The sequence below is a fragment of the Amycolatopsis sp. NPDC049252 genome (assembly GCF_043197175.1).
Taxonomy (GTDB): Bacteria; Actinomycetota; Actinomycetes; order Mycobacteriales; family Pseudonocardiaceae; genus Amycolatopsis.
On record NZ_JBICSQ010000032.1, the window covers coordinates 33,424 to 53,175 of the forward strand.

Annotated in this window: 15 protein-coding genes; 9 read left to right on the plus strand and 6 right to left on the minus strand. The window is 72.6% G+C overall.

Features of this window, described 5'->3' with window-relative positions; all coding sequences use genetic code 11:
* Complete coding sequence (locus ACGFMK_RS28045) at positions 1 to 3,402, plus strand: AAA family ATPase (RefSeq protein WP_392769173.1); 3,402 nt, start codon at positions 1 to 3, stop codon at positions 3,400 to 3,402.
* Positions 3,399 to 4,379, plus strand: a complete 981-nt coding sequence (locus ACGFMK_RS28050; RefSeq protein WP_392769175.1) for a hypothetical protein — start codon at positions 3,399 to 3,401, stop codon at positions 4,377 to 4,379. Before ACGFMK_RS28045 ends, ACGFMK_RS28050 begins: the two co-directional genes overlap by 4 nt.
* A 57-nt stretch (positions 4,380 to 4,436) precedes the next feature.
* On the opposite strand, the gene ACGFMK_RS28055 is transcribed toward ACGFMK_RS28050, so the two are convergent.
* A complete protein-coding gene (locus tag ACGFMK_RS28055; protein WP_392769178.1) occupies positions 4,437 to 4,937 on the minus strand; it encodes a hypothetical protein in 501 nt (166 codons plus the stop codon).
* 162 nt (positions 4,938 to 5,099) lie between these two features.
* On the opposite strand from ACGFMK_RS28055, the gene ACGFMK_RS28060 reads away from it, so the two are divergent.
* Together ACGFMK_RS28060 and ACGFMK_RS28065 are read left to right on the plus strand one after the other, a co-directional pair.
* Positions 5,100 to 7,151: a glycoside hydrolase family 3 C-terminal domain-containing protein gene (locus ACGFMK_RS28060; RefSeq protein WP_392769180.1), complete on the plus strand. Its 2,052-nt coding sequence runs from the start codon at positions 5,100 to 5,102 to the stop codon at positions 7,149 to 7,151.
* 7 nt (positions 7,152 to 7,158) lie between these two features.
* Positions 7,159 to 7,692 (plus strand): hypothetical protein, encoded by a 534-nt coding sequence (locus tag ACGFMK_RS28065; RefSeq protein WP_392769183.1) that lies wholly within the window; start codon positions 7,159 to 7,161, stop codon positions 7,690 to 7,692.
* A gap of 118 nt (positions 7,693 to 7,810) precedes the next feature.
* Here the strand turns inward: ACGFMK_RS28065 and ACGFMK_RS28070 are convergent, their stop codons facing one another.
* Together ACGFMK_RS28070 and ACGFMK_RS28075 are read right to left on the minus strand one after the other, a co-directional pair.
* Positions 7,811 to 8,386: a hypothetical protein gene (locus ACGFMK_RS28070; RefSeq protein ID WP_392769186.1), complete on the minus strand. Its 576-nt coding sequence runs from the start codon at positions 8,384 to 8,386 to the stop codon at positions 7,811 to 7,813.
* A 62-nt stretch (positions 8,387 to 8,448) separates the two neighbouring features.
* Positions 8,449 to 8,706: a hypothetical protein gene (locus ACGFMK_RS28075; RefSeq protein ID WP_323331844.1), complete on the minus strand. Its 258-nt coding sequence runs from the start codon at positions 8,704 to 8,706 to the stop codon at positions 8,449 to 8,451.
* A 113-nt stretch (positions 8,707 to 8,819) separates the two neighbouring features.
* Here ACGFMK_RS28075 and ACGFMK_RS28080 point away from each other — a divergent pair, with 113 nt between their 5' ends.
* On the plus strand, positions 8,820 to 9,134 hold the full coding sequence (locus ACGFMK_RS28080) for a nuclear transport factor 2 family protein (protein WP_392769190.1): 315 nt from the start codon (positions 8,820 to 8,822) through the stop codon (positions 9,132 to 9,134).
* Between the two features lie 22 nt (positions 9,135 to 9,156).
* Here the strand turns inward: ACGFMK_RS28080 and ACGFMK_RS28085 are convergent, their stop codons facing one another.
* Entirely contained in the window at positions 9,157 to 9,858 is a 702-nt protein-coding gene (locus ACGFMK_RS28085; RefSeq protein WP_051183801.1) for an IclR family transcriptional regulator, read from the minus strand.
* A 153-nt stretch (positions 9,859 to 10,011) separates the two neighbouring features.
* On the opposite strand from ACGFMK_RS28085, the gene leuC reads away from it, so the two are divergent.
* The 4 genes from leuC to ACGFMK_RS28105 all read left to right on the plus strand — a co-directional run bounded on the left by leuC (position 10,012) and on the right by ACGFMK_RS28105 (position 16,323).
* Complete coding sequence (gene leuC / locus ACGFMK_RS28090; RefSeq protein WP_392769193.1) at positions 10,012 to 11,439, plus strand: 3-isopropylmalate dehydratase large subunit; 1,428 nt, start codon at positions 10,012 to 10,014, stop codon at positions 11,437 to 11,439.
* A 22-nt stretch (positions 11,440 to 11,461) separates the two neighbouring features.
* Positions 11,462 to 12,064: a 3-isopropylmalate dehydratase small subunit gene (leuD, locus tag ACGFMK_RS28095; protein WP_392769196.1), complete on the plus strand. Its 603-nt coding sequence runs from the start codon at positions 11,462 to 11,464 to the stop codon at positions 12,062 to 12,064.
* A gap of 209 nt (positions 12,065 to 12,273) precedes the next feature.
* Positions 12,274 to 13,008, plus strand: coding sequence for an HU family DNA-binding protein (locus ACGFMK_RS28100; RefSeq protein ID WP_392769199.1), 735 nt, complete (start codon positions 12,274 to 12,276; stop codon positions 13,006 to 13,008).
* Between the two features lie 576 nt (positions 13,009 to 13,584).
* Positions 13,585 to 16,323, plus strand: coding sequence for a BTAD domain-containing putative transcriptional regulator (locus ACGFMK_RS28105; RefSeq protein ID WP_392769201.1), 2,739 nt, complete (start codon positions 13,585 to 13,587; stop codon positions 16,321 to 16,323).
* Between the two features lie 96 nt (positions 16,324 to 16,419).
* Here the strand turns inward: ACGFMK_RS28105 and ACGFMK_RS28110 are convergent, their stop codons facing one another.
* Both ACGFMK_RS28110 and ACGFMK_RS28115 read right to left on the minus strand, forming a co-directional pair.
* Complete coding sequence (locus ACGFMK_RS28110; protein WP_392769204.1) at positions 16,420 to 17,373, minus strand: NUDIX domain-containing protein; 954 nt, start codon at positions 17,371 to 17,373, stop codon at positions 16,420 to 16,422.
* Positions 17,370 to 19,739: an RNA degradosome polyphosphate kinase gene (locus tag ACGFMK_RS28115; protein ID WP_392769207.1), complete on the minus strand. Its 2,370-nt coding sequence runs from the start codon at positions 19,737 to 19,739 to the stop codon at positions 17,370 to 17,372. Before ACGFMK_RS28115 ends, ACGFMK_RS28110 begins: the two co-directional genes overlap by 4 nt.
* Positions 19,740 to 19,752: the final 13 nt, after the last annotated feature.

Consider the following 19,752-nt stretch of genomic DNA (forward strand, 5'->3'; position numbering starts at 1 on the left):
ATGCGACCGGTACTGCTGGAAATGACCGGCTTCGCGTCGTTCCGCGAGAAGACCGAAGTCAGTTTCGAGGACACGGACTACTTCGCGCTCGTGGGGCCGACCGGCGCCGGCAAGAGCACGGTCATCGACGCGCTCACCTTCGCCCTCTACGGTTCCGTGGCCCGCTGGGACCACGAGGGTCTCGTGGCGCCCGCCCTGGCCCCGACGGCGAACCGCGCCACCGTGCGGCTGGTCTTCGACGCCGGGGGCATCCGCTACCACGTGGTGCGGGAAGTCCGGCGCAGTGGCGGCAAGAAACCCACGGTCAGCGTCAAGAACGTCCGCCTGGAACGGCTCGCGGACAACACCGCGCTCGGCGGTCCGGACGACGACGCCGACGCGATCGCCGCGGACTCCGAGGTCACCCCGGCGATCGAACGCCTGCTCGGGTTGACGTTCAAGCACTTCTGCACCTGCGTGGCGCTGCCGCAGGGCGACTTCGCGGAGTTCCTGCACGCCAAGGCCGCCGACCGGCAGAAGATCCTCATCAAGCTGCTGGGCCTGGAGGTCTACGAGCGGATCGGCCGCCGCGCCAACGTGACCGCGGAGCAGCAGGCCCAGCGCGCGAAGGTGCTGGAAGAGCAGCTTGGCAGCTACGCCGACGCCACCGAAGAAGCCGTCGAAGCACTGGCCGCGCGCATGACCGCGCTGGCCGAGCTGGACGCGCGGGTGGAGGCGGCGCTGCCGGGGCTGACCGACGCGACCCGCGCGCACGACGAAGCACGGCAGCTCGTCACCACGCTGACGCGGGAGCTGGCCGTCCTCGACGCATTGGAACGCCCGGACGGTGTCGAGGATCTCGAGGCCCGGCGCCGGACCGCGGCGGCCGCGGCCACGGCCGCGCGGACCACTCTCGACACAGCCGAAACGGCGGACGAGGCGGCCCGCGCCGCGCTGGCCGCCGCGCCGGACCGGGGCGAGCTGGAGCGGATCCGCGCCGCCCGCACGGAACTCGCCGACGCCGAGACCGCCCTTCCCGGCCTGGAGAAAGCCGCGAAGGCGGCATTGCAGGCGAAGGAGGCTTCGGCCGCCGCGGTCGCCGAAGCCGTGTCTCTTGTCGAAGCGGCGCGCAGGACCCGCGACACGACGGCCCGGGCGGCCGAGAACGCCGCTGCCGAAGCCGCGCGCGTCCGCGGAGAGCGGGATCGGCTGGCCGGGGTGCGGCCGCCGGCGGACCTCGGTGACCTGTCCGCGGAGTCCGCGCGCGTCGCGAAACGCGCGACGGACGCGGCGTCCCGGCTGACCGCGGCCGAGACCGCCGACGCCGAAGCGCGCGCCGCGCTGGCCGTTCAGCCGGACGGCGCCGCGCTCACCGCGGCCCGTACCGACGCCCGCACCCTTTATACGGTGTGCGAGACCCAGCGGAAGGCCCTGCCGGAGCAGGCGGCCCGCCGGACCGAACTCGAAGCGGCGCGGGCGGCTTTCACCGAGTCCGACGCGGAACTCGCCGCGGCCCGGGCCGCGGTGTCCGAGGCCGAACGCGCCGGGCAGGCGCTGGTCCTGCGGGCCGGGCTCGCCGTCGGGCACCCGTGCCCGGTGTGCGAGCAGGAAGTCTCCGCGGTGCCGGCGCACGACGGCCACGCCCACGTCGCCGAAGCCCGCGAGCGCCAGGACAAGGCGGAGAAGCGGCGCGCGGCGGCCGAAACCGCCGTCCGCAAGCTGGAACGGGCGGTGGACCGCGACGCCGACCAGTCCGCTTCGGCCGCCGCGCAGGCGGAAGAGCTGCGCGTGGCCCTCGCGGACGTCGAAGGGCCGCCGGAATCAGCTTTGCTGCGACGCCCGGTCGAGGCCGGGTTTTCCGAGCAGGACTTCACCGATCTCATCACCGCCGTGCGCGAGCGGGGGGAGTGGCTGTCCGCGACGCTCGAGGCCCGCGCGCGCGTCATCGAGGCTGCGCGCGCCGCCGACGCGGAACTGGCGGCCGCCCGCGCCGAGCGCGCGCAGGCGCAGCGCGACGCCGAAGTGGTGGAAAAGTCCGCCGTGGCGGCGCGGGAAGCCCTGCGCGCGGCGCGGGATCCGCTGGTGGAGCTGGGGGTGCCCGCGGTCGACGCCGACGACGTCGCGGCGGGCTGGCAGCGTCTCACCGCCTGGGCGGCTTCGGCGCTCGAGGAACGACGTACCGCGTTGGACGCGCTCGAAGCGGCTGCCGAAGCCGCGGGTAAGGAGGCTGTCGTCGCGGCCGACGACCTCGCCTCGGCCGAGCAGGCCGCGGAAACCCGCCGCACGCAGGCGAACGACGCCGGACTGGCCGAGCAGGCGGCGCGGTCCCGGTGGGAAACGACCACTCAGCGAAAGGACGAACTGGTCGTGTCGCTCGCCGAAGCACCCTCCGCCGACGTCGTCACAGCGCAGCTGGCGCAGGTCGCTTCGCTCGAACAAGCCGCGCGGGCCGCCGACGCGGACCTGCGCAAAGCGCGTGCCGCGGCGAAGCAGGCGGCCGACGGCCAGACGAGCGTCGTCAAGGAAGTCGAGGCCGAGCGGCAGAAACTGTCCCGCGCCCGCGATCCCCTCGTCGGTTTCGGCGCCCCGCCGATCGACGGCGAAAGCCTCCTGGACGCGTGGACGTCGTTGACGAACTGGGCGGCCGGACAGTCGAAGGATCGCCGTGACCGGCTGGCCGCCTCGGAGACCGCCGAGGCCGCGGCCGCGGAAGCGTTGCGCGGAGCCGAACAGCAGGTCGCCGACGACGTCACCGCGCTCGGGATCACGCTGCCCGCGGGACCGGTGCGCGACCGGGTGCCGGTCGCGCTGGCCACCGCACGCGCCCGCGCCGAGGCCGACCACACCGAGATGCGGCGGCGGGTGGCCCACGTCGAAGGCCTGCGCGGCGACATCGCGGGCGCGGAGTCGGAGTCGCAGGTCGCGAAGCTGCTCGCGGATCTCCTGCGCTCGGACAAGTTCCCGCGCTGGCTGATCGCCGGGGCGCTCGACACGCTGGTCGCCGAGGCGTCCGCGTCGCTGCTGGAGCTGTCCGGCGGGCAGTTCGAGCTGACCCACGACAAGGGCGACTTCCTGGTGGTGGACCACAACGAGGCCGACGCCCGCCGCCCGGTGAAGACCCTCTCGGGCGGGGAGACGTTCCAGGCGTCGCTGGCCTTGGCGCTCGCGCTGTCGTCGCAGCTCGGCGCGATGGCCGCGGCCGGCGCGACCAAGCTGGAGTCGATCTTCCTCGACGAGGGGTTCGGCACGCTCGACGAGGCCACCCTCGACGTCGTAGCGTCCACATTGGAGAACCTGTCCGCGTCCGGCACCCGGATGGTCGGCGTGATCACGCACGTACCGGCGCTGGCCGAGCGCGTGCCGGTGCGGTTCCAGGTCAGCCGGGACGGCAGCGGCTCGCACATCAGCAGGGAGGGCGCATGACCGCGGTGGCGGGGATGAGCTTCAACGTCGACGCCTGGGACCCCGGTTACGGCAGCTCGATGGAGGCCGAGGAGCTCGCCCGGTCGCAGGCCGAGGTCGAGCTCGACGTCGAGGTCCCGGCGGCCGAGTGGGCGCCGATCGACCCGTCGCCGGTGCCGTCGCCGCCGGACGCGGTGCTGTTCGTCGACGGCGTCCGCCGCATCGACGCCCGCGTGTGGATCGACGACCCGGAGGGGGCGAACTCCGCGTCCATCGGGATCTGCGCGTCCTACGCGGCCGGGGTGGTGTGCTGCTGCGCGGGGCGCGCGCACGTCGTCGGCGCCAACGTCCGGCGCGGGCTGTTCACCGTGGCCCCGGAGGCCGCCGGGATCCAGACGTCGGCCGGGCGCTACGAGGCGTTCCGCGCGACGGCCAAGGACGACAAGCCCCTCGCCGTGGTGCTGTCTTCGGCGCTGCAGAGCGAGCTGGCCGACGTCGAGCTGGCGACGGCCGAGGAGGCGCGCCGGGCGATCGCCGGGCACGTGAGCCACGACCTGCTCGTCGTCGACGGGCCGCTGAGCGGCCGCACGCACCTGCCCCGGGCCGTCGGGTTCATCAAGAGCCACCAGACGACCTACCTGCCGGGTGAGCTCAACGCGATGGTCGGCGAGCTCGGCCCGCACCAGCGCACGCCGGTGTTCCTGATGGGCACGACGTGGGTCCGGCACTCGTGGTACCTGCGGCTGCCCTCGGCCGGCGGCCCGCCGTGGTCGGGGGTGGTGCGCGTCGAGGCGGCGCCGCACCTCGCGCGCGAAGACGTGACGGACCTGGCGAACGTCACGCAGTCGGTGCTGGGGCGGTTCGCGTCGGTCCCGTACAAGGACTCACGGGCGCCGCAGAACCTGTACCCGATCGCCGGCCTCGAGCGCGACCTGCGGCACCGGCTGGGCGACCAGCAGTTCGTCTACCGGGCGCTGCGGCTGGCCGCGGCCCGCTGAGGCCCCGGGACGGCCGCCTGGGGATACGGCCGGTCCCGGGGTGTCCTTTGTGGAGGGTCAGCTCAGTGACCCGTCCCCGGTCTGCGGCGCGCCGGCCGGCTTGACCGCGACCTGCGGCTTCGCCGGCTTGGCTGGCTTCGACGTCGTGGTCGACGGCGGCTTCGGCTTCGTGGTGGTCGGCTTCGGCCTGGTCGTCGACGTGGTCGACGGCGGCGTGCCCAGGATGGTGAAGCCCTGGGTCGCCTTCCGGCCGTCCGTGCAGGGGAACGACGCGGTGTACTTGCCCGGCGTCTTGATCGCCGTGGTGTACCCCGCGTGCTTGCCCCAGTTGCCACCCTCGGTCCACTGCAGCGGTGCGGCGAACCCCTTGGAGGTGACGGGGCCGGTCGGGGTGCAGCCGTTGCCCACCCCGGAGAGCACCTGCGCGTAGATCTGTCCGCCCGGCTGCACTTCGGGTGTCATGCCCCACGTGACCTCGTCGGCCGCGCTCGCCGGGGCCGCCGGCGCCAGCGACACCGCGCTCGCGGCCATTAGTCCGATCAGTGTTTTCTTGACCATTGCTCGTCCCCTCTCGTTCGTACCCCCTCCACGCCTGAGCCGGGGAAATGGTTGAGTCTTGGGAGAGTTCAAGTACGTGAACGACTATCGAGTCTATGTTTTCCCGTCACGTATGAGTTAGCTTGTCCGCCGTTGAGCCCGTTCAGTGGCGAGGGAGACTCGATGCGGTACAGCCGGCTGGTTCTTGCCTCGCTTCTGGGGATTTCGCTGACGGTCCCGCTGAGCGGGATGGCGGCCGCGCAACCTTGGCGTGACGCCCGCCAGTCGCCCGATCGCCGCGCCGCGGAACTGATCGCGGCGATGACGCTGGACGAGAAGATCTCCCAGCTGCACCTGCAGCCCGACGCCGAGCACCAGCGGTTCGTGCCGCCCGTCCCGCGTCTCGGCGTGCCCGGTTTCCGGATCGCCAACGGCCCGGCCGGCATGGGCCCGGCCGACGACAAACCGCAGAAACCGGCGACCGCGCTGCCCGCCACGATGGCGCTGGCCTCGACGTTCGACACCGACGTCGCGCGCCGCTACGGCCGGCTGATCGGCAGCGAGACCCGCGCGCTGGCGCACAACGTGTCCGAGGCGCCCGACATCAACATGGCCCGCGTCCCGCGCAACGGCCGGACCTTCGAGGGCATGGGGGAGGACCCGGTGCTCGCCGGCGCGCTGGCCGCCGCCGACATCCGCGGCATCCAGGAGAACGGCACCATCGCCGAGGTCAAGCACTACGCGGCGAACAACCAGGAGACGCAGCGGCAGAGCATCGACGAGCACATCGACGAGCGCACGCTCAACGAGATCTACCTGCCGCACTTCGAGCAGGCGGTGACCGAGGGCGGCGCCGGGTCGGTGATGTGCGCCTACCCGAAGATCAACGGCGTGTTCACGTGCGAGAACCCCGCGCTGCTGCAGGGAAAGCTGCGGGACGACTGGGGTTTCAAGGGGTTCGTCCAGTCCGACTGGGGCGCCGCGCACAGCACCGTCGGCTCGGCGGACGCGGGCATGAACCTCGAGATGATCGACGGCACCTGGTACGGCGACAAGCTGAAGCAGGCCGTGCTCGCCGGGCAGGTCACCGAACAGCGCGTCGACGAGCTGCTGCGGCCACGGTTCCGGACCATGTTCGCCTTCGGCCAGTTCGACCACCCGCCGGTGCTCACGCCGCTGCCGGCCGCGGAGCACGACGCGGCCGCGAAGCAGTTCGCCGAGCGCGGCATGGTGCTGCTGCGCAACGAACACGCGCAGTTGCCGCTCGACTCCTCTTCGGTGCGCTCCATCGCGCTCATCGGGCCGTTCGCGACCCGGGCGAAGACCGGTGGCGGTGGCAGCTCCGCCGTCATCCCGACGTCCACAGTGGACCCGTTGGCGGGCCTCCAGCAGCGGGTTCCCGGTGCCGCGGTGACGCTCGACGACGGCAGCGACCCCACGCGGGCGGCGTCGCTGGCGGGCACGTCCGACGTCGCGATCGTGATGGTGGGCGACAACGAAGCGGAGGGCAAGGACCGGGCGAGCCTGGCGCTGGACGGCAACCAGGACGCGCTCGTCGCGGCGGTCGCCGCGGCCAACCCGCACACGGTGGTGGTCGTGAAGAGCGGCGGCCCGGTGCTCATGCCGTGGGCGTCGTCGGTGCCCGCGATCCTGCAGGCCTGGTACCCGGGCCAGCAGGACGGCGCGGCGGTGGCCGGGGTGCTCTTCGGTGACAGCAACCCGTCGGCGAAGCTCCCGATCACGTTTCCCGCGGCGGACGCCGACACCCCGGCCAACACGGCGGCGCAGTTCCCGGGCGTCAACGGCGTGGCCACGTATTCGGAGGGGCTGCAGATCGGTTACCGCTGGTTCGACGCGCAGGGCAAGACGCCGCTGTTCCCGTTCGGCTACGGCCTGTCGTACACGACGTTCGCCTTCTCGGGCCTGTCGGTCCGCACCACGGGTGACGGCGCGACGGCGACGTTCACGGTCCGCAACACGGGCCGCCGCGCGGGCGCCGAGGTCGCGCAGCTGTACCTGGGCTTCCCGCCCGCGGCGGGCGAACCGCCCCGGCAGCTCAAGGGGTTCGAACGGGTCCAGCTGGCGCCGGGGCGGTCCCAGCGCGTGACGATCCACCTGGACCGGCGCGACTTCTCGATCTGGGACAAGACATGGACCCCGGTGCACGGCGCCTTCACGATCCAGGTGGGCGACTCGTCACGGTCCCTGCCGCTGCAGGCGTCGCTGCGACGATGATGGCGGGGTGACGTACTTCGGGATCGAGGGCTACGAGCCGCACTGGCTCGAGGGCCGCTACATGATCACGGCAGCCCACGGCGCGCGGCTCGCTGCGCTGCGGAGCCGCCGGCTCGACCACGCGTGGCTCGCCTGGGACCTCGACGAGGACGGGTGGTTCGCGGACTGCCCGGTGCTGTTCGACTTCGCGGGCGAGCAGGTCGAGCTGAGCCACCAGAAGTTCACGGACTTCTCGATCACCTGGAACACGGTGGACCCGATCGGCCGGCGCGCCTGGGAGTCCGAAGGCGAGCCGCCGTTCCGCCTCGCCTGGCGCGAGGACGCTAACCCGGACCTGGCCGCGTTGCGGGGTCGGGAGCTGCGCTCGGTGGGGCTGGTGGAATGGGTGGGGAAGGGCGCGGACCTGGGCCACGGCATGGTGGCGCCCCGCTTCGTCTTCGACGACGGCGCGGTCGTGGTGGCCAACGCGCTGGACGAGAACACCCTGGAGTTCGGCGACTTGGATCCCGCCTACCGGGCCTATCCACTGCCGCCGTCGTGAGGTGCCGACCCGCGGCCGCGCTGAACCCTCGACTCTCCGGCTTCCACGACCCGACTGGGGACCTGCGACTGCGACTGCCCCAGGCGCCGAGCCCGCAGCCGAGCGCGTCGCGGCCGAGCTACATCTTGCAGCCGGGGGCCGTCGCGGTGGCGAGGAGCAGGTCCTGCGACCCCGCCAGCGGGGCCACCGGGTCGTAGGTGCCGTCGAGGTCCCGCTGGGCCTTCTCGACGGCGTCGCCCGCCGGGGTCTGGGAGGCCTCGTCGCCCGGCTTGGCGCCGTCCAGGGTGGTCTTGGCGCGGGCCGCGCGGTCGCGGGACGTCGTGAACTTCCGGAGGAACGACGTCCGGACCGTCTCGGCCAGCGGGACCGGCGCCGCCGGGAGGGCCGTCAGCTTGTCGACCACTTCGCCCGTTCGCGCCGCGAAGGCGCCCAGCTCTTCGCTGAGCGCCTTCTGCGCTTCCGCGACCGTCTTCGGCTCGGGCCGGCCCGGCTCGGCCTCGGCGTTGGTGCGCTTGCGGTAGCCGTTGACCGCGGCACAGAACCCGTCCACCCAGCTCACCACGGCCGGATCCGCGGTCGGGGTCGCCGGGAACGGGGCGGGCGCGGTCACCGTCACCGGTGAAGGCGCCGCGGTCGTCCCGGAACACGCGGTCAGTGTCAGGCCCGCGGCCAGCAGGCCCACGGCGAACTTCATGATTGCCCCCCTCGCGGCGATCTGTGACGCATACACGCGCGACGCGGCCGAAGGGTTGCATCTCAGGCGGCGAGCGGTTCACCCAGGGCGAGGCGGCCGCCGTCGGTCAGCTCCGCGGGCGCCCACTGCCCGACGGCGACGGCCGGGCCCAATGCCGGCCGGATCAACCCGGCCCGGGCGAGGTCGTGCGCGGTCGCCTGGTCGCAGCACGGCAGGCCGTCGATCCGCAGGTCGGGCTCGCAACTGCAGGTCAGCTCGGCCCGCCCGGCCCCGACGGCCCGCAGCATGGCCAGCGCCCGGCGGTTCAGCGTGGTGGACATGGTGTTCCCCCTCCATGGTTCCGACGGGAAGGAGACGTGACCGCGGTCACCGAATACGCCACCGTCGTCAGATTCCCCCGAACGGTGCACACCCGGCGTGCTGGGATGGGGTCATGACGGACCAGATCGGCGACCCGGCGGTGCGCGCGTTCGTCGACGCGCTGAACGCGGGTGACCGCGCCGCGTTCCACGCCTCCCTGACCCCGGACGCGACGATGTCGGACGACGGCACCGAGCGCGACCTCGGCGAGTGGACCGAGCGGGAGATCTTCTCCAGCCAGGGCCACCTCGCCGTCGAGAAGGCGGACGACGACGGCCGCGCGTTCGTCGCGAACTACGCGAACTCGACGTGGGGTGCGATGCGCACCCGCTGGAAGTTCACCGTCCGCGACGGCAAGGTCGCCCGCTTCGAGACCGGCCAGGCGTAGCCACCGTGTGACGCCGGGGGCGTCAGAGACGCTCTTGGAGCGCGTCGGCCGCCGCGAGGAGGTCCGCGGCCCAGCGGGCGCCCGGCTTGCGGCCGATGCGCTCGATCGGGCCGGACACCGACACCGCCGCCACCACCGTGCCGGCGGAGTCGCGGACCGGCGCCGAGATGCTCGCCACACCGGGCTCGCGCTCGGCCACGCTCTGGGCCCAGCCGCGGCGGCGGACCTCCAGCAGCGTGCGCTCGCCGAAGACGGCGTCCGCGAGGATCGTGCGCTGCGTGTGCGGATCCGCCCACGCCGCCAGCACCTTCGCGCCCGAGCCGGCCGTCATCGGCAGCCGGGAGCCCACCGGGACCGTGTCGCGCAGGCCCGACGGCGGTTCCGCGGTCGCGACGCACACGCGCTGAACGCCGTCACGCCGGTACAGCTGCACGCTTTCGCCGGTGACGTCACGCAGTTTCGGCAGCACCACACCGGCGGCGTCGAGCAGCGGGTCGGTCGAGCCGCCCGCGAGCTCGGCCAGTGCCGTGCCCGGGCGCCAGCGCCCGTCCGGACCGCGGCGCAGCAGGCGGTGCACCTCGAGACCGACCGCGAGCCGGTGCGCGGTCGCCCGCGGCAGACCGGTCCGCGTGCACAGTTCCGCCAGTCCGCAGGGGTCGTCGGCCACCGCCTGCAGAACGGCCACTGCTTTGTCCAGTACTCCGATACCGCTATGCTGTCCCACGACCCGATACTAGCGTCCCGCACTTTGGGAAGTCCAGCATCTGGGAAAACCCTGAACTCGAGCTGCGCCCCTCCCTTCGCGGCTCGCACCAGTCCCGCAGGTGTGCGCCCGAGTTCCACCACCACAACAGACAGACCGTGGAAGGAGCCGGAGATGACCAGCGCGACCGGCAAGGCCCGCACGCTCGCGGAGAAGGTGTGGGAAAGCCACCTCGTGCGCCGAGGGGAAGGCGCCGAACCGGACCTGCTCTACATCGACCTCCACCTGCTGCACGAAGTGACCAGCCCGCAGGCCTTCGACGGCCTCCGGCTGGCCGGGCGGCCGCTGCGCCGCCCCGACCTCACCATCGCGACCGAGGACCACAACGTCCCGACCGTGGACATCGAGCTCCCCATCGCCGATCCGGTCTCGCGCACGCAGGTCGACACCCTTCGCCGCAACTGCAAGGAGTTCGGTGTCCGGCTGCACCCGATGGGCGACGCCGAGCAGGGCATCGTGCACGTCATCGGCCCGCAGCTCGGCCTGACCCAGCCCGGGATGACCGTGGTCTGCGGCGACAGCCACACCTCCACGCACGGCGCGTTCGGCTCGATCGCCTTCGGCATCGGCACGTCCGAGGTCGAGCACGTCATGGCCACCCAGACGCTGCCGCTGCGTCCATTCAAGACGATGGCGATCACCGTCGACGGCGAGCTGCGCCCCGGCGTCACGGCCAAGGACATCATCCTCGCGGTCATCGCCAAGATCGGCACCGGCGGCGGCCAGGGCTACATCCTCGAGTACCGCGGCAAGGCCATCGAGGCCCTGTCGATGGAGGCCCGGATGACCGTCTGCAACATGTCGATCGAGGCCGGCGCCCGCGCCGGGATGATCGCCCCGGACGAGACGACGTTCGAGTACCTGAAGGGCCGCGCGCACTCGCCGAAGGGGGCCGACTGGGACGCCGCGGTCGAAAACTGGCGGCAGCTGCGCACCGACGACGGCGCCGAGTTCGACGAGGAGGTGCACCTCGACGCGAGCGCGCTGACGCCGTTCGTGACCTGGGGCACCAACCCCGGCCAGGGCCTCCCGCTGGGCGCCGAGGTGCCCGACCCGGAGCAGATCCCGGACGAGAACGACCGCGTCGCCGCCGAGAAGGCCCTGTCCTACATGGATCTCAAGCCCGGGACGCCGCTGCGGGAGATCTCGGTCGACACCGTCTTCCTCGGCTCCTGCACCAACGGCCGGATCGAGGACCTGCGGGCCGCGGCCGAGGTGCTGCGCGGGCGCAAGGTCGCGGACTCGGTCCGGATGCTGGTCGTCCCCGGCTCGATGCGGGTGCGCAAGGCCGCCGAAGAGGAGGGCCTCGACACGGTCTTCACCGACGCGGGCGCCGAGTGGCGCCAGGCCGGCTGCTCGATGTGCCTCGGCATGAACCCGGACCAGCTGAAGCCGGGTGAGCGCAGCGCGTCGACGTCCAACCGCAACTTCGAGGGCCGGCAGGGCAAGGGCGGCCGGACGCACCTGGTCTCGCCGCTGGTCGCCGCCGCGACGGCCGTGCGCGGCACGCTCTCGTCCCCGGAAGACCTCGTCACCGCCTGACCTCCCGAGAGGAGCTCCCACCATGGAACCGTTCACCCAGCACACCGGCGTCGGCGTCCCCCTGCGCCGGTCCAACGTGGACACCGACCAGATCATCCCGGCGGTCTACCTCAAGCGGGTCACCCGGACCGGCTTCGAGGACGGCCTGTTCGCCGCCTGGCGCGGCGACGAGCAGTTCATCCTCAACCAGGAGCCGTTCAGCACCGGCAGCGTGCTCGTCGCCGGGCCCGACTTCGGCACCGGCTCGTCTCGCGAGCACGCCGTCTGGGCGCTGATGGACTACGGCTTCCGGGCGGTCATCTCCGCCCGCTTCGCCGACATCTTCCGCGGCAACTCCGGCAAGGGCGGCCTGGTGGCCGCCCAGTGCGAGCAGCACGACGTCGAACTGCTCTGGAAGCTGCTCGAGAACGAGCCCGGCACCGAGGTCACGGTGGACCTCGAGACCAAGACCGTGCGGGCCAAGGACTTCACCGCGCCGTTCCAGATCGACGACTACGTCCGCTGGCGGCTGCTCGAAGGACTCGACGACATCGCTCTCACGTTGCGCCATGCCGGTGAGATCGACGCCTTCGAGACGAGCCGTCCGTCCTGGAAGCCGACGACCACGCCGATCGCCGCCGGCTAGTCCGGATCAAAGGCGGGATCCCTTGTCCGGCAGGGGATCCCGCCTTTTTCGTGCCGCGGCCGACGGACATCCGAAGGTCACCTTCGCGCGGCGGAACCCGCCTCGGGGCAACGGAAAGAGCCGGCGGGACGGCTGGAGTTTGCGCTGCGTTGGTAATACCGTGTCATCCAGCCGGCCGACGTGGCCGTTGCTCCTTCCGGGAGGACTGGATGGCGAACAAAGCCCAGCTGATCGAGGCGCTGACCGAGCGCCTGGGCGACAAGAAGGCCGCTTCCGCGGCGGTCGACGGTCTGGTCGACATCATCATCCGGACGGTCAACAAGGGCGAGAAGGTCAACATCACCGGCTTCGGGGTGTTCGAGAAGCGCGCTCGCGCGGCTCGCACCGCCCGGAACCCGCGCACCGGCGAGGCGGTGCGCGTCAAGAAGACCACTGTGCCGGCGTTCCGTGCGGGGACCACCTTCAAGGACGTCATTTCGGGCGCGAAGAAGCTGGCCAAGGCCGCCCCGGTCAAGCGCGCCACGGCGACTCGGGCCACGACACCCCGTGCGGCCGCGGCGAAGCCCACCGCCGCCCGCGCCACGGCCACGCGGACCCGCGCCACCACGGCGAAGCCGGCCACCACCAGGACGACGGCCCCGAAGGCGGCCACGACCAGGACCGCGGCCAAGCCCGCCACGACTCGCGCGGCCGCCCCGAAGACGACCACCACACGCGCAAAGGCGGCCCCGAAGGCGACGGCGGCCAAGACCACCACGGCCAGGACCACAGCGGCCAAGACCACAGCAGCCAAGACGACGGCAGCCAAGCCCACGGCTGCGAAGCCCGCCGCGACGAGGACGACGGCAGCCAGGACCACCGCCGCGAAGACCGCCACCGCACGCAAGCCCGCGGCCGCCAAGGCCCCGGCCAGGCGGACTTCGGCCACGGCCAAGAAGAGCTGACCCGGGTTTTCCCAGGCAGGGCCCCGCACAGCAGCACGCGGGGCCCTGCCGCACGTCCGGGCCCAGTGGGACAGAAGCGATCCGCACACAAGGGGTCGACCCGCGTACCCGCAGAGTCGGTTCACGTACCCAGGGAGTCGGTTCGCGTACCCAGGGAGTCGGCTCGTGTACCCAGGGAGTCGTCTCACGTACCTAGAGGGTCGGCTCGCGAGCTGACTGTTCGGGTACGCGAGCCGACCCTTCAGGTACGCGAGCCGACTGTTCGGGTACATGAGCCGACTGTTCGGGTACGCGAGCCGACTGTCGGGGTAAGAGCGTCGGGTGCGGGAGCGATTGTTCGGCTGCCGCACAAGAGTTACTCACGGGCACGAGTCCTTTCCCGAAAGGAAGCCGCACACCGCCACCCGGGTCACTCCTCGGCGCCGGGACCGGTTCCGCCCAATTTCGCAAAGGTGCTTGAGCGCCCGGCCGAGTGGTGCCACGCTGCGTTTCTCGGGACCCGCGGACGGCGGGGTCCGGCGCTAGGCGAACCTGGGGGCGACCACCATCGACATCCGGCTTCTCGGTTCCTTCCAGGTGCTCGTCGACGGTTCGCCGGTCCTGCTGACCAGTTCCCGTCAGCGCGCGCTGCTCGCGACACTCGCGCTGTCCGCGGGCCGCCTGGTCTCGATCGACACCCTCGCGCGCGGGGTGTGGGGCGAAGCCCCGCCCGCGCACATCCGGGGGAGCCTGCAGACGTACGTCATGCGCCTGCGCCGGCTCTGCGGCGAGGACACCGTCGTGACCGAACCGGAGGGGTACCGGCTGGTCGTGGACCCGTCCCGGGTGGACGCCCTGCGTTTCCTGCGCACCCTGGACCAGGCCGCGGCCACCACGGGGCCCGCGGCGCGGCGCGCGCTGCTCACCACCGCGCTCGACGCCTGGGCCGGCACGCCGCTCGAAGGCGTCGGATCACCCACGCTGACCGCCGAATGGGGACCGCTGCTGACCGAGCGGTACCTGTTCGCCGTCGAGCAGCGGATCGACCTCGACGGCGGGCTCGTGCCGGACGCGCGGCTCGTCGCCGAGCTCACCGACCTCGTCTCGCAGCACCCGCTGCGGGAATCCCTGTGGGAACGGCTGGTGCGTGTCCTGGCCCGCTCCGGGCGCCGCGCCGAGGCCCTCTCCCGCTACGCCGGGCTGCGCGCGCTGCTGGCCGACGAGCTCGGCGTCGAACCCGGCGAGGACCTGCGCCGCCTGCACGCCGAGCTGCTCGCCGCCGACGCCGAACCCGCCGCCCGCACCGAAGTCCCGCGGCAGCTGCCCTTCGACGTCGCCGGCTTCACCGGCCGCGGCGCCGAGCTCGCCGAGCTGGACCGGCTCCCGCCCGGTGGCGCGTCCGGCGTCGTCGTCATCGAAGGCACCGCCGGCGTCGGCAAGACGTCGCTGGCCGTGCACTGGTCGCACCGCGTGCGCGACCGGTTCCCCGGCGGCCAGCTGTTCCTCGACCTGCGCGGGCACTCCGCGGGCACCCCGGTGACGACCGAGACGGCGCTGGCCGGCTTCCTGCGCGCGCTCGGCGTCCCGCCCGAGACGTGGCCTTCCACAGTGGAGGAACGCTCCGCGCTGCTGCGCAGCAGGCTGGCCGGCAGCCGCACGCTGATGCTGCTCGACAACGCCCGCGACGCCGACCAGGTCCGCCCGCTGCTGCCCGGCGCCGGCAACCTCGTCGTCGTGACCAGCCGCAACCAGCTGCGCGGCCTGGTCGCCCGCGACGGCGCCCGCCGCATCGCGCTGCGCTCCTTCGACGACCGCGACGCCGAAGCGCTGCTCGCCGGGAGCGTCGGACCGCAGCGCATCGCGGCCGAACCCGGCGCCGTCGCCGAGCTCGTCCAGCTCTGCGGCCGGCTCCCGCTGGCGCTGGCCCTGGCGGGCGAACGCGCGTCGCGCTTCTCCGGGGTGTCGCTGGCCGGGATCGTCGAGGAGCTGCGCGACCAGAAGCTGCGGCTCGACACCCTGCGCGACCCGCAGGACGCCGGTACCGACCTGCGCGCCGCGTTCTCCTGGTCCTACAAGGCGTTGCGCCCGGCCGCCGCCCGGTTCTTCCGGCTGCTGGGCCTGCACCCCGGCCTGGCCTTCAGCCTGTCTTCGGCCGCCGCGCTCGCCGGCGCCGACCTGCGCGAAGCGCGTGAGCTCGCCGACCAGCTCGCCGCCGCGCACCTGCTCAACCAGCCCGGCACCGACCGCTACCAGTTCCACGACCTGCTGCGCGTCTACGCCGCCGAGCTCGTCGAGTCCGAGACGACCACGACGGAACGGGAGGCGGCGCTGCGACGGCTCGTCGACTGGTACCTGGCCAGCGTCGCCGAGGCCAACAAGCTCGTCCGCCCCGACCTGCTCACCGACGACATCACGCTGGACCCCGCGCCGGTCCCGGCCGTCCGCTTCGCGCAGCACGAGGCCACGATCGCCTGGTACACCGCCGAACGCCCGGCCCTGACCGCGCTCGTCGGCCTCGCCGCGGACCGCGGGTGGGTCGCCCACGCGTGGAAGCTCGCCTGGCTGCTGCGCGGATTCTTCGCCGAACGCCACGACCGCGACGACTGGATCGCGACGGCCGGCGTCGCCGTCACCGCGACCCGCGACGCCGGGGACAACACCGGTCTCCAGTATAGCGCCAACAACCTCGGCTCGGCCTACCTGCGCACCCTCCAGCCCGACAAGGCCCTCGAAGCGCTGGAAGAAGCGCGGACGGCGTCCGAAACCGGGAACGACACGGCGCTGACCGTCGCGATCCTGTCCAACCTGTCCGGTGCCTACTACGTCCGCGCCGAGTACGCCGAAGCCGAGCGCTACGCCCTCAAGGCCGTCGACCTCGCCCGCGACCGTGGCCAGCGCACCTTCGTCCCGCACGCGCTGCTCAACGTCAGCGCGAGCCGCATCGGCCTGCACGACTACGACCACGCCGCCGAAGCCGCCCAGGCCGCGCACGAGGCCTTCGCCGAACTCGGCGACCGCTACCACGCGGCGCTCGCGCTGGGCAACGTCGCCGAAGCCCTCGAAGGCGCCGGCCGGCACGACGAAGCGGAGAAGGCGGGGCTCGACGCCCTCGCCGAGCTGAAGGAGCTCAACGCCGACTACGGCACCATCGACGTCCAGATCACCCTCGGGCGGCTCAAGCACCGCACGGGCCGGGCGCGGGAGGCCGGGACCCACTGGGCCGAGGCGCTGGCCGTCAGCCAGCGCCTCGGAGATCCCCGGGTGCCGGAGATCCAGGCCCTGCTGGCCACGGTGCCACCAGACGAGCCCCCGGCGAAGGACGCGCCGTACCCCTAGCCCGGCGCGGCCCAGCGGGGGACCGGAACCAGTACACCAACATCCACTGTCACGGCGCTGTCTTCGACGGCGTCGATTCCTTCAGTGCCGATTCCTTCAGTGCCGGCTGGGAGCCGGGGCGGGCAGGGCACTCGGGTGGTAGTCCGCCGCGACCAGGACCGGGCCGTCTTCGGCCGTCGGCGGGCGGAACGACAGGACCCAGAACGAGCCCTTCTTGCTCGGCACCACACCGCCGCGCGCCGCGCTCAGCTCGACGCCGTCGCGGTCCGCCAGGGCGCTCACCAGGTCCGGGATCACCCCGCCCTGGCTGGCCACGACGGGTGTCCCGCCGTCACCGGCGATCGCCAGCAGCCGCGCCATCCCCAGCACCGGGTCCGGCCAGTAGCCCTCTTCGGAGAAGAGCGGCTCGTGCCGCACCTCGGTGCCGATGTCCTCGGCGATCCCGCCCACCGTCTGGACGCACCGCAGCCGCGGCGCCGACAGCACCCGGTCCGGGGCGGACAGCGCCAGCACCCGCCGCAGCCCCGCCGCCTGCCGCAGCCCGGCTTCCGAAAGCGGCCGCAGGTCGTCGTCGCCGTTCCAGCCGTCGCGCTTGCCCGCCTTCGCGTGCCGCACCAGCAGCAGCGTCGTCAGCCCGACCGGCAGCTCGCAGAACGCGCGCAGCACCCGGACGTCCTCGCGCCGCGTCAGTGTTTTCTCGGCGGCGGTCGGCTCCAGCCAGCGCAGCTCGTCGACCTCGTCGTTCTCCTCGAACGCGCCGGACACCGCTTCGGCGCTGAAGTAGTCGACGGTCTTCGGGACCGTGCCGGACCCGTGCTTCGCCGGCACGTCGTAGGAGGTCCGGGCCAGGTACCGGCCCAGCACCGCGCGGAAACCGGTCTCCTCACGGATCTCCCGCACGGCGGCCTCGGCCGTCGTCTCGCCCGGATCGAGCTTTCCCTTGGGCAGCGACCAGTCGTCGTACCGCGGGCGGTGGACCAGGGCGACCTCGACCGCCCTCCCGGCGAGGCGCCACAGGACCGCGCCGGCCGCCCGTACCTCCTGGGTCATCCGGCGGCCCCGTGCAGCTTGGCGAGTTCGAGCTGGTGATCACGCACACGCGAACCCTCGGCCGGGGACGGCGCCCATTCGCCGCTCGCGGTCAGCACCCAGCAGCGGGTCTCCGGGTCCAGCGCGGACTCGAAGATGTCGTCGAGCTGGCGCGTCAGCTTCGGGTCCTTGACCCGCACCAGCGCCTCGATCCGCCGGTCCAGGTTGCGGTGCATCATGTCGGCGCTGCCGATCCAGTGCGTGCCGCCGGCGCGGAAGTTGAAGATCCGCGAGTGCTCCAGGAACCGGCCGAGGATCGACCGGACGTGGATGTTCTCCGACAGGCCTTCGACGCCGGGCTTCAGCGTGCAGATCCCGCGCACCACGATCTCGACCGGGACGCCGGCCTGCGACGCGTGGTAGAGCGCGTCGATGATCTGCTCGTCGACCAGCGAGTTGCACTTGATCCGGATGCCGGCGTGCTGCCCGGCCCGGGCCAGCTCGATCTCCTCGCCGATCGCGCGGACGATGCCCCGCCGGATGCCGTGCGGCGAGGTGAGGATCGTCCGGTAGGTGTCCTGGCGGGAGTAGCCGGTGAGCACGTTGAACAGGTCGGTGACGTCCGCGCCGATGCTCGGGTCCGCGGTGAACAGGCCGATGTCCTCGTAGAGCCGCGCGGTCTTCGGGTTGTAGTTGCCGGTGCCGATGTGGCAGTAGCGCCGGATGGTCGAGCCCTCCTGGCGCACGATCATCGACACCTTGCAGTGCGTCTTCAGCCCGACCAGGCCGTACACGACGTGCACGCCCGCGCGCTCCAGCGTCCGCGCCCAGGTGATGTTGGCCTGCTCGTCGAACCGCGCCTTGATCTCGACCAGCGCGACGACCTGCTTGCCCGCCTCGGCGGCGTCGATCAGCGCGTCGACGATCGGGGAGTCGCCCGAAGTCCGGTACAGCGTCTGCTTGATCGCGAGGACCTTCGAGTCGGCCGCGGCCTGCTCGATGAACCGCTGCACGCTTGTGGAGAAGGAGTCGTACGGGTGGTGCACCAGCACGTCACCCTCGCGCAGCGTCGCGAAGACGCTCTTCGGCGTCTCGCGCTCGCCGAACGCCGGGTGCGTCGCCGGCACGAACGGCCGGTCCTTCAGCTCCTTGCGGTCCACCCCGGACAGCTGGTGCAGGCAGGTCAGGTCGAGCAGGCCGGGGACCTCGACGACGTCGGCCGGGTCGACGTCCAGCTCGCGCAGCAGCAGCTCGAGCATGTGCTCGCTCATGTCCTGCGCGACCTCGAGGCGCACCGGCGGCCCGAACCGGCGCTGGGCCAGCTCGCGCTCGAGGGCCTGGAGCAGGTCTTCGTCGCGGTCCTCGTCGACCTCGAAGTCGGCGTTGCGGGTGACGCGGAAGACGTGGTGCTCGGTGACGTCCATCCCGGTGAACAGCTCGCCCAGGTGCGCCGCGATCAGCTCCTCCAGCGGCAGGAAGGTCGCGGTGCGGCTGGTCCGCTCGTTTTCGACGCGCATCAGCCGGGGCACGTTGCTGGGCACCTTGACCCTGGCGAAGCGCTCGGTGCCGCCTTCCGGGTCGCGGACCGTGACGGCCAGGTTGAGCGAAAGGCCGGAGATGTACGGGAACGGGTGCGCCGGGTCGACGGCCAGCGGCGTCAGCACCGGGAAGATCTGCTCGGAGAAGTAGCTGGACAGGCGCAGCTGGTCGGCGCCGGCGAGGTCGGCCCAGCCGACGATCCGGATGTCGTGCTCGGCCAGCAGCGGGCGCAGGCCCTTCTCGAACGCGCCGGTCTGCTGCTCGACCAGGTCCTGGTTGCGCTTGGCGATGTAGTCGAGCTGCTCGCGCGGGGTGAGCCCGTCCGCGCTGCGCACCAGCAGGCCGGTCTCGTCGCGGCGCTTCAGGCCGGCGACGCGGACCATGTAGAACTCGTCCAGATTGGACGCGAAGATCGCGAGGAACTTCGTGCGCTCGAGCAGCGGCTGCGACTCGTCCTCGGCCAGCGCGAGCACGCGGGCGTTGAAGTCCTGCCACGAGAGCTCACGGTTGAAGTACCGGTCGTCCGGCAGCGTCTCCACGGCGCTGGGCGCCGCGGTGACGGCGGGCGGCGCCGACGGCACGGCGCGGAACTCCTCGGCCCCGCGCGCGTTGCCGTGCGCGGAGCTGCGGCGGCGAGGGGCCGCCGCGGCGGGGGTGCTCTTGCGGACTCTGGCCTTCCCGGCCGTGGCACGGGCGGCGGTGTCGCGCGCGGTGGACTTCGACGGGACCTTCTTCGCCGCGGCCGGCTTGGCCGCGGTGGTCTTCTTCGCCGTTTCGGATCCGGTCGCCGGGTTCCGTCGCCTCCGCGGTGCGGGCGTGCCGCCGTCGTCTGTGCTCACGCGGCCCATTCTTCACTAAGCG